13 protein-coding genes and 2 pseudogenes are annotated in these 14,527 nt (G+C 57.9%); 11 read left to right on the top strand and 4 right to left on the bottom strand.

The window, feature by feature from the left end:
* Positions 1–148: 148 nt before the first annotated feature.
* Positions 149–1,567 (bottom strand): ISNCY family transposase, encoded by a 1,419-nt coding sequence (locus tag VHN57_RS26655; protein WP_063976827.1) that lies wholly within the window; start codon positions 1,565–1,567, stop codon positions 149–151.
* 234 nt (positions 1,568–1,801) lie between these two features.
* Between VHN57_RS26655 and VHN57_RS26650 the strand changes: the two genes are divergently transcribed.
* The 4 genes and pseudogenes from VHN57_RS26650 to VHN57_RS26635 form a co-directional block, all read left to right on the top strand.
* The gene (locus VHN57_RS26650) at positions 1,802–2,215 is read left to right on the top strand and encodes a site-specific integrase (RefSeq protein ID WP_234781603.1); all 414 of its coding nucleotides are present in this window, start codon (positions 1,802–1,804) and stop codon (positions 2,213–2,215) included.
* 98 nt (positions 2,216–2,313) lie between these two features.
* Positions 2,314–2,583: a CopG family ribbon-helix-helix protein gene (locus VHN57_RS26645; protein WP_017503640.1), complete on the top strand. Its 270-nt coding sequence runs from the start codon at positions 2,314–2,316 to the stop codon at positions 2,581–2,583.
* Positions 2,580–2,873: a type II toxin-antitoxin system RelE/ParE family toxin gene (locus VHN57_RS26640; protein WP_017503639.1), complete on the top strand. Its 294-nt coding sequence runs from the start codon at positions 2,580–2,582 to the stop codon at positions 2,871–2,873. The genes VHN57_RS26645 and VHN57_RS26640 overlap by 4 nt, the downstream gene beginning before the upstream one ends.
* 163 nt (positions 2,874–3,036) lie before the next feature.
* Positions 3,037–3,219, top strand: a pseudogene (locus VHN57_RS26635) (transposase); the annotation flags it as partial.
* Between the two features lie 36 nt (positions 3,220–3,255).
* On the opposite strand, the pseudogene VHN57_RS26630 reads toward VHN57_RS26635, so the two are convergent.
* Positions 3,256–3,330: pseudogene (locus VHN57_RS26630) on the bottom strand (hypothetical protein); the annotation flags it as partial.
* Between the two features lie 117 nt (positions 3,331–3,447).
* Here VHN57_RS26630 and VHN57_RS26625 point away from each other — a divergent pair.
* Positions 3,448–4,270, top strand: a protein-coding gene (locus VHN57_RS26625) for an IS5 family transposase (RefSeq protein ID WP_423286486.1) whose coding sequence is annotated in 2 segments (ribosomal slippage) — positions 3,448–4,118 and positions 4,117–4,270 — 825 coding nt in all. Because the reading frame shifts where the segments join, the coding sequence is not laid out codon by codon here.
* A gap of 116 nt (positions 4,271–4,386) precedes the next feature.
* Positions 4,387–5,424, top strand: a complete 1,038-nt coding sequence (locus VHN57_RS26620; RefSeq protein WP_161730774.1) for an IS110 family RNA-guided transposase — start codon at positions 4,387–4,389, stop codon at positions 5,422–5,424.
* Between the two features lie 525 nt (positions 5,425–5,949).
* Here VHN57_RS26620 and htpG read toward each other — a convergent pair.
* Positions 5,950–7,836, bottom strand: coding sequence for a molecular chaperone HtpG (gene htpG / locus VHN57_RS26615; protein WP_017503637.1), 1,887 nt, complete (start codon positions 7,834–7,836; stop codon positions 5,950–5,952).
* Between the two features lie 654 nt (positions 7,837–8,490).
* Entirely contained in the window at positions 8,491–8,619 is a 129-nt protein-coding gene (locus VHN57_RS26610) for a hypothetical protein (RefSeq protein ID WP_017503785.1), read from the bottom strand.
* 177 nt (positions 8,620–8,796) lie between these two features.
* Here VHN57_RS26610 and VHN57_RS26605 point away from each other — a divergent pair.
* The 5 genes from VHN57_RS26605 (at position 8,797) to uraH (ending at position 14,497) form a co-directional block, all read left to right on the top strand.
* A protein-coding gene (locus VHN57_RS26605) for an IS3 family transposase (protein WP_148564904.1) occupies positions 8,797–9,929 on the top strand; the annotation gives its coding sequence in 2 pieces (ribosomal slippage) (positions 8,797–9,058 and positions 9,058–9,929; 1,134 coding nt in all).
* Positions 9,930–10,550: 621 nt separating this feature from the next.
* Entirely contained in the window at positions 10,551–11,042 is a 492-nt protein-coding gene (locus VHN57_RS26600; protein WP_063976920.1) for a hypothetical protein, read from the top strand.
* 477 nt (positions 11,043–11,519) lie between these two features.
* Positions 11,520–13,031, top strand: a complete 1,512-nt coding sequence (locus VHN57_RS26595) for a Fic family protein (protein ID WP_063976921.1) — start codon at positions 11,520–11,522, stop codon at positions 13,029–13,031.
* Between the two features lie 416 nt (positions 13,032–13,447).
* Complete coding sequence (locus VHN57_RS26590) at positions 13,448–13,975, top strand: lipocalin family protein (RefSeq protein ID WP_234792487.1); 528 nt, start codon at positions 13,448–13,450, stop codon at positions 13,973–13,975.
* A gap of 120 nt (positions 13,976–14,095) precedes the next feature.
* Positions 14,096–14,497, top strand: a complete 402-nt coding sequence (uraH, locus tag VHN57_RS26585; protein WP_081331805.1) for a hydroxyisourate hydrolase — start codon at positions 14,096–14,098, stop codon at positions 14,495–14,497.
* Positions 14,498–14,527 lie beyond the last annotated feature (30 nt).

Genomic DNA, 14,527 nt, shown 5'->3' with positions numbered 1-14,527 from the left:
AAGTCACAATCTCTGCCATTTAAAAATGTCACACGCTCGTGGACAGCAGGGGCTGCGTGGAGCCATCCACACAGCGCAGCGCAGACCCTGCTGATGCGCTGACCTTGGGGTAGTGGACCATGGACCCGCTGCTCTGCAGTGGGCCCGGTCATGCCCTTTGCACGAAGCTGAGCGTGCCGCGTTCGCGCAACGCCTCGTCACTGAGCCTGGGACCGCGTTTGAGCTTTGAACCACCCAGTTTGCGGCGGTCAATCTTTGGCGGCGGTTCTGGCTCGGGGAAGAGATGCAGGGGCTGGTCGCGGCGGGCAGGGGCGTCGTTATTGCGCTTGCGGTGATGCGGCATGATGGCCTGCATCTGTTTGGCCAACATCAGCGCCGCGTCCAGATGCTTATTCTCGACAATAGCAGGCTGGTTGACGTGCCGCATCTTATCGAACGGACGATAGGGCAGGACATGGCCCTCATGTTCAATCTCCAGCCGACCGTCAGGATATTCGCACACTGTCACCCGCTTGCGCGCCAATGCTTTGCTGATCGCTGTCGGCTCCAGAATGAACATCACCTTGTTGTAATGGAGCGTCAGCGCCGCCGTTACTGTCCGCTGCTCCCGCCAGACCATGATCGAGCGCAAATCGTCATGCGGGGCGAGGGGACGGTGCAGGTCGCGCACGTCAAAGGCGGGGCGAGCGAACCGCGCATTATGCCGGGCCATATAGCTGTCGAGAAAGACGTTGGCCTCCTCGATCGACGATATGCCTTCCAGACGCATCGCTTTGACTAGGCGATCCTGCAATGTGGCATTGGCCCGTTCGACCCGGCCCTTGGCCTGCGGCGAGTTGGCGCAGATAATCTCGATGTTCAGCGCATCCAGCGCACGTCCGAAATGCGTCATGCCATCGCCGCGTGCTGCGCTGGCTTTGGCGTTCCGAAACACGCTGTGCTTGTCGGAATAGAAGGCCACCGGTTTGCCGTGCCGCTCGATATACTCCCGCGTCGCATCCATATAGGCGAAGGTGCTCTCGCTTTCGGCCATTTTGAGGTGCATCAGTTCGCTGGTCGCATCATCAATATAGACGAGCAGGGTGCATTGCGGCCCGCGATCCTCGAACCACCAGTGCTTCGACCCGTCGATCTGGATCAGCTCGCCCCGGCAGTCGCGCCGGTAGCGTGGCTGATATGGGCGAGGGCGCCGGGCTTCGCGATCCTTCCACAACCCGGCCTTGATCATGAACTGGCGCAACGTCTCGCAGGCCAGATGAATATCGTGCCGTTCGGCCAGATACTCACGGGCCAGCGTGGGGCCGAAATCATAATAATGCTCACGCACGATCGCGACCACGCGCTCCCGAAAATCATCGGCATAGCGCCGGTTGCTGGGCCGGCCGCGCTTGGCTGACACCAAGCCGGCAGCACCTTCGGCTCTTAACCGATCCAACAGCCGATAAATTTGCCGCCGCTCAATGCCTAAAAGCCGCGCCGCATCCGTCGGCCGCAGCTCCCCACGATCCACGCGCATCAAGGTATCGAAACGCGAAAGCTCGCCATCGCTCATCACCAGCACCGCCATTATCGCACATCCTCCAACGCGAAGGATGAACATGACAGCAGCGCTCCGCCGATGATCCAAACTGTGTCATCTCTATCTAGCGGGGGTGTGTCATTTCTAAATGGCGCTTACAAGATTTAAGTTCGATAACAGAGATTATGTTAATCGCAGCACCGCAACTGTCCATGTAATCTGTGTCCAGTGTGTGGGGGAAGGCCGTGCAGTTGCCGAGGTTCCCCAACAGTATCTGCCACCGTGTCCACTTCGAATCTGCCGTCGCTCTGGCAGGCTGCGCGCATCGAGATGCCAGACGGTAGCCGGTCGTGGACGGTACTCGATGACAGTGGTGATGTCATCGCAAGCCTCCGCAACTGGATCGTGCATCTCGAACAGAGCCGGGCATCACCGAACACGATCCGGGCTTATCTCAGGCACATCGTCGAGTTCGCCAATTTTCTGAATGCGAACAGCGCCAACCTGCGCGAGGTCACGGTGGCGCTATACGATGGGTTTCTGGCCTGGCGTCTCGCGAGGTGGAAGGAGGCTTTGCCAAGCCCGAAGCTTGTCCAGTTGCGAAAGGCGGAGCATTGGCGGCAACTTTACACTGTCGCACTTGCGCTCGCGTCGTCAAAGTCAGTCCCCGTGGAGTTGCCTCCGGCCGGCGACTGAAGCCTTGGATCAACGCGGAGCCCTCGTTCTGCCATCCTTCTTGCTTACCCCGCCAATCGTGATTATATTTTAATCATCGTGATAACGAGTGATAGATCATGGCTTCAGAAACGAAGGTGTTGACGGCGCATGTCCCCCTCGGACTTGCCGAAAAGGTTGAAGCTGTGGCCACGCGCTTGGAGCGATCGAGGGGATGGGTGATGAAGCAGGCCCTGGCCGCTTGGGTCGATCAGGAGGAAGAGCGGCACAAAATGACGCTGGAAGCCCTGGAGGATGTAGATGCCGGGCGAGTGATCGACCATCAGTCGATCCAGGCATGGGCTGATAGCCTTGGAACGGATACGCCGCTGCCCTCGCCGACCAAATGAAGATCCATTGGACCACCAAGGCTTCGTCGGATCTCGTACGCCTCCACGAACACCTCAAACCCGTGGCACCCGATGCTGCGGCTCGCATAGTTCAGCAGCTTGCGCACGCCCCTAATCGCCTGCTCGATTATCCCAGGCTTGGCGAGAAGCTGGAAGCCTATGAACCGCGCGAGGTCCGTCGGATCATCGTTGGCAATTATGAGATGCGCTATGAAATCGCGGGCGGGACGATCTTCGTTCTGCGGCTTTGGCATTGCCGCGAGCACCGGAGCTTTGGATCCGACAATTAGCGACAAGCCTCAGCCCGGAACGCCGGATAGCCGGAAAACTCGGAGGGTTACGATCAAGGGAGTTTGAAGTGAGCCGCCTGCGGCGTCTTACACTTCCAACTGATCTGCCCCCCGCTGAGTGGCTCAGAGACTATGATAGTCTGGACCACGAAAGGGACGATGAATGCCGAGCAAGAAGCACAAGCCGGAAGAAATTATCGGCAAGCTGCGTGAAGTTGAGATTGTTCTGGCGCAGGGAGCCTCGACAGCAGAGGCGTGCCGCCGGATCGCAGTCAGCGAGCAGACATACTATCGCTGGCGCAAGGAATATGGTGGCCTGAAGACCGACCAGGCGAGGCGGATGCGTCCGTGCGATTTCTGCGATGTTGGCGCCGGACTCAAAACTCGACGCTATGATCCGGGCCTTAGCCTCGGCCGACCAGCGGCGACGCGAAGGTCCCGCTGGAATGACATCCATACGCGAGGGCCGCTGGCCCTCCTGCCTTTCGAAACCTGTTTCGAATGTTCTTAGAGGCTGTTTGGGAAATCGGCGGCAGGGGTTGTCATAGGCGTATCTGCGTGATTCAGGCTCTGGATGTGGACGCAGCAGAGCCGGGGGCGGATGGCCCAGATTGCGAAGAAGACGAAGCGTTATCCCAGTGACCTGACCGATGAGGAATGGGATCGCCTTGCGCCGTTGATGCCCAAGCCGGGTCGTCGAGGCCGTCCCCGCGAGGTGGATTTCCGCGAAGTGATCAACGCGGTCCGCTATCTGGTGCGATCGGGGTGTGGTTGGCGGATGCTGCCGATCCATTTTGGCGCCTGGCAGACGGTCTATGGCTGGTTTCGGGAGCTGGCACGCAGGTTCCTGTTCCAGACGATCCACGACATCGAATTGATGTTGGACCGAGAACGTGAGGGGCGAGAAGCCAGCCCCAGTGCGGCGGTCATCGACAGCCAGTCGGTCAAGGCGCCTTCCGCAGAAAAGCGCGGTTTTGACGCAGGCAAGAAGATCGTCGGTCGCAAGCGGCATATCGCAGTCGACACCGATGGACGCTTGCTGATGGTCAACCTCACTACCGCCGATATCTCCGATAGTGCAGGCGCTCAGGCGATCCTCGATGGCATCCGCAAGCGCTGGCCGTGGGTGAAGCATCTCTTTGCCGATGGCGCCTATGATCGCCTCAAGCTCATGGACAAGGCCAGCTACCTCGACTTTGTCGTGGAGGTCATCCGTCGAAGCGATCGCCAGCAGGGCTTCAAGGCTTCCGCGCCGCTGGGTCGTCGAACGCACCTTCGGATGGATGACCCGATGGCGCCGTCTGGTCCGCGACTACGAAAAGCGCATCGACGTCTCACAGGCGATGATCCTCGTCGCCATGGGTGGAAACCTACTACGCCGAAACGCTCATCCCTGATTTTCCAAACAGATGGGGTGATTGGGGCTCGCCACCGAGTTGGAGAGGTGGCTGCTCCTCGCAAATGGTAGAACGTGGTCCGTATCGAGCGGCCACAACCATGAGGAGAAGCAACCGTGAACTACTATGCCGGATTGGATGTTTCGTTGGAAGAGACGGCCATCTGTATTGTCGATGAGACGGGCGCGATCGTACGCGAGCTACGCGCGCCCAGCGATCCTGAAAGCTTGATATCGGCGTTCAACGGGGTTGCTTTGCCGATGGTGCGGATCGGACTGGAGGCCTGTTCGCAATCGGCGTGGCTTCACCAGGGTATGGCTCGGTCCGGCTTGCCGGTGTTGTGCATTGAAACACGACAGGCAAAAGCGGCCATGGGAGCAATGCCGAACAAGACTGACCGCAATGACGCGCGGGGATTAGCGCAAATCATCCGAACGGGCTGGTATCGGCAGGTTCACGTCAAGAGTGCCCCGTCACGGATGTCGCGCTCATTACTTGTGGCGCGCCGGACGGTGCTCTGTAAAGTGCGGGACATGGAGAATGCGGTGCGCGCCGTACTACGCGAAAGTGGGCTCAAAGTTGGAGCTCCAGGCCGCAAGCTGTTCGCCACGCGGGTGCGCGAACTCGCTGAAACCGACCCTTCGCTGGCGGATATTACAGAACCCTTGCTGGCCATCGTCGCCGCCATGCACTGCCAACTTGAACGGCTGACACGCCGTGTTCTTGAGACCGTTCGAGTTGAACCCATCTGCCGGCAGTTGATGTCTGTGCCTGGCGTGGGGCCGCTGACGGCGCTCGCCTTTCGCGCGACCGTGGATCGACCTGAACGCTTCCGACGATCTCGCGATGTCGGCGCCCATCTGGGCCTGACTCCAAGGCGATATCAATCGGGTGAAACAGATGTGCAGGGACGCGTCAGCCGGTGCGGAGACGAACTCGCGCGCACATTGCTTTACGAGGCGGCCCATACGTTACTGACCCGATGCAAGAAATGGTCGGCGCTCAAAGCCTGGGGCATGGGCATTGCCAAGCGGCGGGGGATGGCAAAGGCCCGCGTCGCTGTCGCCCGCAAGCTCGCGGTGATTTTGCATCGCATGTGGAGCGATCAGACTGAGTTTCGCTGGGGGAAGGTTCCAGCAGGCCAGATCGCATGAGGAGGCCCGAACAAGATCCCGTCTGAGAAGACGGGTAGCGTCGTTCCCATGGGGACGAAGGGCAAGACGATCTCGCTTAGAGTCCGGAACCTCAGCCCAGCTGAAGGTCGCGAAACAGATTGAGACGCCTTGCTCTCCATGACCCCATTATGCGGCGGCCTTGCGCCGACCGCGGAGAGAAGCGAGTGATCCATGGGAACGATCACGTAATCGAGGAAGCAGCTTGACCCAAAAGGCCCCAATCAGAGAGGACTCTTACATCATCATCCACTACGATACCCCTCGGATGAGGGGCAAAACATAGACAGATCAGCAGCTACGAAAATGTGGGGAGGTTTTGGCGCTTACCGAACGAGTGATCGTTGGCAGGAAATGGCTGTGTTCGTGCGCGTGGCCGAGAGGGGCAGTTAACAGTCTGTGCTTGGGACACGAATTTTCGGCGTTGATTGGCCAGTAGAGCCGACTTGAGAAATGGCTCAGCCGATCTAATCCAAACGAGGGGAGCCCGCAGGCTCCCCAAAGAAGTCATCCCCAGGCTTTCGCCATCAAGCGCTCTAGCCGCTCGGCAAACGCCCGCGAGTCAACCGGCGCCTCCCCTTCGGCTATTCGGGCTTCATCAAGCAGAAGGAACGCCAGATCCCGTCGCTCTTCCTCATCGCCACTCGCATGCCCCAGCTTCGCGATGAGCGCATGGCCGGCATTCACCTCCAGAATGGGCTTCGCTCGCTCCGGCGCACGGCCGGCAGCGGCCAGCATCCTGTCCAGTTGGAGATCCATGGCATTGTCCGCTGCAACGATGCAGACCGCGCTGCTAGTCAATCGGTCCGAAATGCGAACATCTGACACCTGATCTGCCAAAGCCTTCTTTGCAAAGGTAATAAAGCTATTGGCTTCCTCGCTGGGCGTTGCAGCGTTGCTGGTCCCGTCGGCCAGGGGGATGAGGCTCAGGTCAGCAGCACCCTGCGTGACAGACTTGAAGGGTTTGCCCTCATAATCGACGCCTATCGTCGTCCAGAAACTATCGACTTGATCGGGAAGGAGCAGAACCTCGATGCCACGCGCCTTGAAGCCTTCAATCTGTGGGGACTGAGCGAGCCGATCCAGATCGTGTCCGGTCGCATAGTAGATCGCTGTCTGATTTTCTTTCAGGGCACTCACATAGTCCTTGAGCGAACGCCATGCGCCATCGGACATCGTGCTCTTAAATCGCGCGAGGCCCAATAGCGCTTCGCGACGTTCGAAATCTTCGTAAAGACCCTCCTTCAACACCGATCCGAAATTTTCCCAGATCGCAGCATATCGCTCTGGCTCGCTGGTTGAAAGCTTGTCCAGCTCGGAGAGAATGCGATTGCTTATGCCCTTTTGAATGGCAGACAGAACCGGGCTGTCTTGGATCATCTCGCGCGACATGTTGAGGGGCAAGTCGGCGGAATCGACAAGGCCGCGTACGAAGCGTAGATAGCGCGGTAGAATCTCCGCTTCGTCGGTGATGAATACCCGGCGGACATAGAGCTTGATACGGCCCTTGCGATCCGGGTCAAACAGGTCGAAAGGCTTTGTTTCGGGGATGAAGATCAAAACAGAATATTCGTGCCGCCCTTCTGCTCGATAATGTAGCGTCAGCGCTGGTTTGTCGAATTGCCCTGCTACACCTCGATAGAAATCGGCATAATTTTCCTCACTGATGTCGGACTTCGCCTTGGTCCACAGCGCGACGCCGTCGGCAACCTGGTTCGGTTCATCCTCGCTGCCCGCTTCCTGAAGGAAGATAGGAACCGGGACATGACCCGATTGCGCTTTAATAATCCGCTCAACGGTGAAGCGCTCGGCATAGGTCCGGGCATCGTCGAGCAGGTGCAACGCGACGCGCGTGCCGCGCGCGGGCGCTGCGGCAGGATCGGCCGGCGCAATCGTGTAAGTACCCAGCCCATCGGAGGACCAGATCGCGGCATCATCCTCTCCGGCACGGCGAGAAGCAACCTCGACTTTACCGGCCACCATGAACGCAGAATAGAAGCCCACACCAAACTGGCCTATAAGCTGCTGCCCCTCGCCATTCTTATCCGCGGTAAGCTTGTCCATGAACGCCTTGGTGCCCGACCGCGCAATGGTGCCCAGTGTATCACCCATATCGGCGGCGGTCATGCCGATGCCGTTATCCTCGATCACAAGCGTGCCGGCTTCCTTGTCCAGCCTGATATTGATGCGAGATTGAGGATCTTCGCCCAACAGAGCCGGATTGGAGATCGCCTCATAACGCAGCTTTTCGCAAGCATCGGCAGCATTGGATATAAGTTCGCGCAGGAAAACGTCTCGGTCGGAATAGACCGAGTGGACCATCATGTGCAGAAGCTTGGAAACGTCTGCCTCGAAGGCCCGCGTTTCAGGGGCGGTAACGGTGTCAATTGTCATCGTCTCTCTGGCTCACATTTGTAATTTTGCGCGCGACAGATGGATCGAAACCTTGTGGTGTTCAAGAGGTGGAGTCGGCCATTCGAACACGATGACGGGCCGCGCTCATTTAACAAATCAATGCGTGGATTGACGATGGAGAAATGCCAGTTGGCACGTGATAACTAAGATCGGCCGGAAGGACGGCGTCAAAGCATCGATTCCGCGCAAGGGTGAGCAAATATCTATCATTTAAACTCGCTTGCGTCTGAAATCGCCGGCTGCGGAAGCTATCGCATCAAGCCCACGAGCGCAGCGAACATCGCTCCGCAAAGGATGCCTAGAGCCAGAACGCCATCAGCCTCGAAAAACGATGTAATAGTTTCTGGGCGGCGCAATGCTTATTTATCCAATGATCGGTTTGTATGAAACGAAGTTCTCGTAGATCGTTGCGCGGATCAGTGGCGGCTTTGAGGGGTCATCTGCGACGATGTCCACCTGTCGTCAAGCAACCTCCCCGGGTTGATACGACGGTCGCATACCGCTGTTCGGACGTGGTCAGGGCGGGAGAACAGAAATATCCCAATGAACGATCGGTCGTGAAAACGAAGGTGGGTTCGCTCGTCTCGAGTAGCCGCCTGATTACCCAGGCAATCACCAAGAGGGTATCTTACATCATGGAACAAGGTCGCGTGCTTTCATCTCTTCAATGACCTCGCGTTCATAATCGGAGAGATTTTCGGGGTCTGCATTGTTCCAGATCGCGATTAGGCTGGCATCGTCAAGGTCGCAGACATCCGGCATCAAGTCTCTCCTGGCGCAGCGATGCGGTCACCGGTCGCCACCTTCGTATCAAGAAATCGTCGACGCTGCTCAGGAGTTCCGGACCGAGGAAAGAGGTGGCCTGGAGAATCTGCACACTGAGATAATTGGATTTTCTGCCTCGGAGCAGCCAGGAAGGCTGCGAGACAGGAGCAGAGAATGAGCAGACGACCCCGGCGCAACCACAGCCCGGCATTTAAGGCGAAGGTGGCGCTTGCCGCGATCAAGGGCGAGAAGACGCTGGCAGAGCTGGCGCACGACTATGATCTGCATCCCAACCAGATCACGACGTGGCGCACGCAGTTGCTCGAAGGGGCGGCGGGCGTGTTCGGCTCGGAGAAGGCGTCGGACGAACCGGCCGTCGACGTGAAGACGCTTCACGCCAAGATCGGCGAACTGACGCTGGCCAATGATTTTTTGGAAGGCGCGCTCGGCAAGGCAGGTCTGTTGCCGAGCGCAAAGCGATGATCGATCGAACGCACACCTTGCCGGTGAAGCGGCAGGCGAAGGAACTGGGGATCAGCCGGGGCAGTGTCTATTATCTGCCGCGGCCGGTTTCATCCGAAGACCTCGCAATCATGCGTCGCATCGACGCGTTGCATCTGGAGTTCCCGTTCGCAGGAAGCCGGATGATGCGCGACTTTCTTCGTCAGGAGGGCATCACGATCGGCCGCTGCCATGTCGCGAGCCTGATGAAGAAGATGGCGATCGAGGCGGTCTATCGCCGTCCCAGCACTTCCAAGCCGGCACCAGGACACAAGATCTACCCCTATCTCCTGCGCAAGCTTCCGATCGTGAGGCCCAATCAGGTTTGGGCGACAGACATCAGCTACATCCCCATGGCCAAGGGGTTCGTCTATCTCGTCGCCATCGTCGACTGGTTCAGCCGCAAGGTTCTCAGCCACCGGATCTCGATCACGCTGGAGGCCGACTTTTGCGTGGAAGCGCTCGAGGAAGCCCTGGCGCGCTATGGCAAACCGGAGATTTTCAATACGGACCAAGGCAGCCAATTCACGAGCCAGGCCTTCACCAGTGTGCTGATGCGAGAAAAGATTGCCATCAGCATGGACGGCCGCGGCGCCTGGCGCGACAATGTCGTGGTCGAGCGGCTGTGGCGCTCAGTGAAGTACGAGGAAGTCTACCTGCACGCCTACGCATGCGTCAGCGAAGCGCGCAGTTCGATCGGCCGATACCTGGGCTTCTACAACGCCCGGAGACCTCACTCGAGCCTCGGCGGACGTACGCCCGATCAAACCTACTTTGACAATCTGCCACAGGCCGTGGCAGCGTGAATTGGCCGCGACTTGCGGGGCGTCACTCCGGCCGGGCTACGCCCGACCTCCATGACGCCCCGCAGGCAGCAGCTTGAACAACCAAACCGCAGACGATCCACTTATCAAACGTCAAAGGCTGTTCAGACAAACCGAGCCACTTCTGAGCTCAAGCCGACAGGAAATGCGGCGACCAGGCATGAGCTGTTCGTGCCCAACTTATACGCTAGCTTAAATACGCAGCTTTCCTATCTGCTTGGACGCTAAGACGATCGGCCTGAATCTATTTTGAAAACCGCATTGGGCCAGTCTATAACTGAGTTACCAGCAGAGCGGTCGCTCCACGTGAGCTGGGAAAAAATGCGGCATGGATCCTGAACTATTTCGTGCGTGAACTGCAACTTGCCGTGCTAATGGTGTTGCGCATACGGTATTGGCCCGGCTTATCGAGCGACCCACATACGCTTCTCCTTGTGCCCGCACATTGGCGATGGCGAGCTGAAAAGAGTCTGAGAGAGCGGGCGCAATGTGAGGAGCAACGACGTGCGCGGCAGGGAAACGGCTGACACTGGACCAACGGACCGCGCTGCGTCATCCGAGGACAGGCAGCATAATTCCCATACTATCACGGAACGCTGCGGTTTGCTGCGCGCCATCCAGCTGGTCGATATGCTACGATGCCAGCCAGAGGGCATCGGCCCTCTCGCTGAGGCAGCGCGGCTTGCCCTGGATCACCGGGTCGCTGCCAAGGCGGAAACGATAGGCCAGCGTTTCTGGCGTTTCCTGTTGACGCGTAGGTCACATGAACTGTGGATGGCGCTTCTAGTTCAGAATGATAGCCTGGGCCGTGAGCTGCGATCCAATTGCCCGTTCGGGGCCCTGATAAATGACAGCGAGGATCAGCGACGCGCGCGATGGCGATTAGCCAGACAGCAACTGCGTGACGGCACGCCAGCACCTGATCCAGTCTGGAACCGAACCCATGAAAAGGCAATTGCAAGGGCCAAACTGGATTGGGCGATCACCACCGGCAGGCTTACACCGCAGGAAGCGAACAAGCGGAATTTCATATTTGCCGATGTGGATTTCAGCAAAGTACGGATCGATCTATCGGGCCACGTGCCTGAGCTTTAAAGCTGGCCGTCATCATCGTCGTAAATGGCCTTCGGCAAAAACCCCACGGTCCTGACCTGTCTCTGGGTGACAGGATTTGCACGATCTTGCCCATAGGCGACAAAATTTCGCGACCGGACAAATTGTCTTGGACAGCTACCTGTCCGGTGAACAATCACGAATGCAGTGCAAGGTTGCTCAAGGCCGGAAGTCTTCAACACTATCTTCGCTCAAGATATAGCGAAACTTTTGCGCACTGGACTCAGCGATCCCACCTGCGCCGTTCCTATACTGATAACGATGAGGGCGCCGGTGTCACGCTCGCAGCGGCTGAATGTTATGTCGAGCGGGAAGGCGGTTGCTGAGATAGTTCAGCGCTCGTAAGCGGAGCATGGTCGTTCCCACCCCGGCCCACTGTGCATTAAAAGCTAAAATTCGCACAACTCGAAAAGCGAAATATGGCACAGCATTATAAGCGAAATATGATAGAAGTGGGGAATGGCCCGCCCTGCTGAAAAACTCGCCAATGCCCTAGAAGCGCTCGAACGTCTTCAGACGAACGGACTTGTTGCTATCCGTTCGGTAGATCTAAGTCGGCTGGACCGCGAGCGGCTTGTCGAAGCAGGTTTCCTCAAGGAGGTCATGCGTGGTTGGTATATTCCGGCTCGACCGGATGAACCGGCTGGAGAAAGCACCGCCTGGTTCGCCAGCTTCTGGGAATTTGTCACTGCCTATCTGACAGAACGGCTCGGTTCTGATTGGATCCTCGCGCCCGACCAATCCCTCTTGCTGCATTCTGGAAATCGAACGGTCCCCCAGCAATTGCTCGTGCGAGCACCCGGCGGCCGTAACAAGCCTACAGAATTGATCCACGGTACTTCACTGATCGATACTCGCCTGTCGCTTCCTGCGGATCGTGATCGCACGGTGACGGCTGACGGCGTCCGCATCTATCGCGCCGAGGCGGCCCTCGTCGCTGCTAGCCCGCAATTCTATCTCAATTATCCGACGGATGCTCGAACTGCGCTCGCCGCGCAGCGGGACGCCTCGGCGCTGCTGGAGAGACTGCTGGATGGCGGGCACAGTGTTGTCGCGGGTCGCTTGGCAGGCGCTTTTCGGAATATCGGACGAAACCGCATCGCTGACGACATTTCAGGCACGATGAAAAGTGCGGGCTACGACGTACGGGAGAGCGACCCATTTTCCCACCCCCTCGCCTACCCGCTCCCACGAGACCCTTCTCCAGCAGCCAATAGAATCCGCCTCATGTGGCAGGATCTACGAGAGCAATTGATTGGCCTGTTCCCGGAACCACCTCACCGCAACGACGCCGCCGCATATCTGGCGGAAGTTGAGGAAAATTACGTCAACGACGCCTACAACTCCCTCTCGATCGAAGGGTACCGGGTCAGCCCAGGGCTCATCGAGCGCGTGCGGGGCGGCAACTGGGATCCAGAGTTCAACGAGGATGACCGAGCGCACCGCGATGCCATGGCGGCGCGAGGTTATTGGCAGTCATTTCAGGCCGTGAAATCAAGCCTGACGGAGATTCTTGCGGGCCGCAATGCTGGCGATGTCGCGGACCGCGACCACCCTGTCTGGTACCGAGAGCTGTTTGCGCCAAGTGTTGCGGCAGGCATCATCAAGCCGAGCGATCTCGCCGGATACAGAAGCAATGCTGTCTTTATCCGAGGTTCACGGCACGTCCCGCTTGGGCCTGATGCCGTCAGGGACGCAATGCCGGTCTTTTTTGACTTGCTCCGGGATGAGCCGGACCCTGCGGTCCGGGTCGTTCTGGGGCATTTCGTGTTCGTCTATATTCATCCGTACATTGACGGCAATGGCCGCATCGGCCGCTTTCTGATGAACGCGATGATGGCATCAGGAGGTTACCCCTGGACGATCATTCCGGTCGATCGGCGGGACCAGTATATGACCGTGCTGGAGACAGCGAGCACTAGCGGAGAGCTCCGGCCCTTTGGCGAATTTATCGCTGGCCTCATCAAATGAGATGCGTCTCCGCCTTTTGCGGTCCTTTGCGAGATACACAACGCACTACAGACATCGCGCCCGTAATGAGCAGTCGGGGACATCTCGCTGGCCCATTTTCGATATCTTGCAGTATCTGCTTTCTACCAGCGGAGCGCTAGAGCGGTTCGAGGCAACCGTGAAGAGTGGCCTATCAGTTGCCTTCACAGCCACTGTTTCGACCGAGATATTTTTACGCCTGAATATGCACCGGCCGCCTTCCAAATGCCCTCCACCGTCTTACCTGCAAGAAATTGGAGCCTAGTTCGCTTAGATCGTATCCGGATGCCAAAGTAAGGCGGCCGGAGTGGTCCGCGTCCCTCCTTTGGAAACATCGAACATCCGGCGCGTATAGCAGGCCAATCACATCATATCGTGAAAGCAAAATGCAAAGAAAATTGATCATCGCCAGTCTGTTGGCCGCCACGACGCTTCTGGGCGCATGCACTGTCATTCAGCGGGCTGGGCCGGTGGGCAACATTAATGTGCCCGGCCCAGCCAAACCCGTCGACCTTACACAATATTTGGGACTTTGGTTCGAGCAATTCCGGTATGAGGCACCTTTTCAGAAGGACATGGACGGCGTCACCGCCAACTATGTGATGAACTCAGACGGCACCGTCCGAGTCATCAACCGTGGACGTCGCGGATCGAAGTGGAAGGAATCGGTCGGCAGGGCCAAGCCGGTCAAGGGGAGCAGCAATGCTAAACTCAAGGTGTCGTTCTTTGGTCCATTCTACGGTAACTATTGGGTGTTGGATCATGGCGACGATTATAGCTGGTCTATCGTTGGAGAACCCAGCGGCCGATACCTATGGGTGCTGACCCGTGACCAGCATCCTTCAGACCAAATGAAAACCGAGCTCGCCGAACGTGTCAAACGCTTGGGATATGACTGGAGCCTGGTACGCGTCACCCGACAATAACCGAGGTGTTTGAGCGCTTCATTGTGGTCGCATTTTATGCACATTGCTCCTCTGGTCATCGCTAAAAGGCGTGGGCCAATGGCGCGAAACCTAGAAAATTTGCTTCCCCAGGAGTTGATTATGAGACTATCCGCCATAGCTGCATTTGCCTCTATCTATGGATGCGGCATCATGCCGGCTGCTGCCGCTGACATTTCGACGCATGTGCTCGACCTCGCCCACGGCACGGGCCGCCAAGGCGTACCCGTTTCGCTTAAGAAACAATTGTCTGATGGCAGCTGGGAGCGAGTGGCGAAATCAATCACGGATGCAAATGGGCGCATTGGCAGCTTCGACGATGGCGGCCTGTTCGACACGGGTATCTACCGCCTTGAATTCGACATGTCGAAATATCCCGATGCGTCTGCAGATCCCTTCTTCCCTGAAATAACCCTGACGTTTCGCGTCGCCGACAAAAAGGGCCATTATCATGTCCCGGTTGTAGTCAGCCCTTATGGATACTCGACTTATAGGGGAAATTAACATCCAACAGTTGTCTTTTCCGGGGTTCGC

The sequence above is a fragment of the Sphingobium salicis subsp. salicis genome (assembly GCF_049472635.1).
In the GTDB taxonomy this organism is placed as follows: domain Bacteria; phylum Pseudomonadota; class Alphaproteobacteria; order Sphingomonadales; family Sphingomonadaceae; genus Sphingobium; species Sphingobium yanoikuyae_A.
This window is presented reverse-complemented; position numbering and strand designations above follow the sequence as displayed.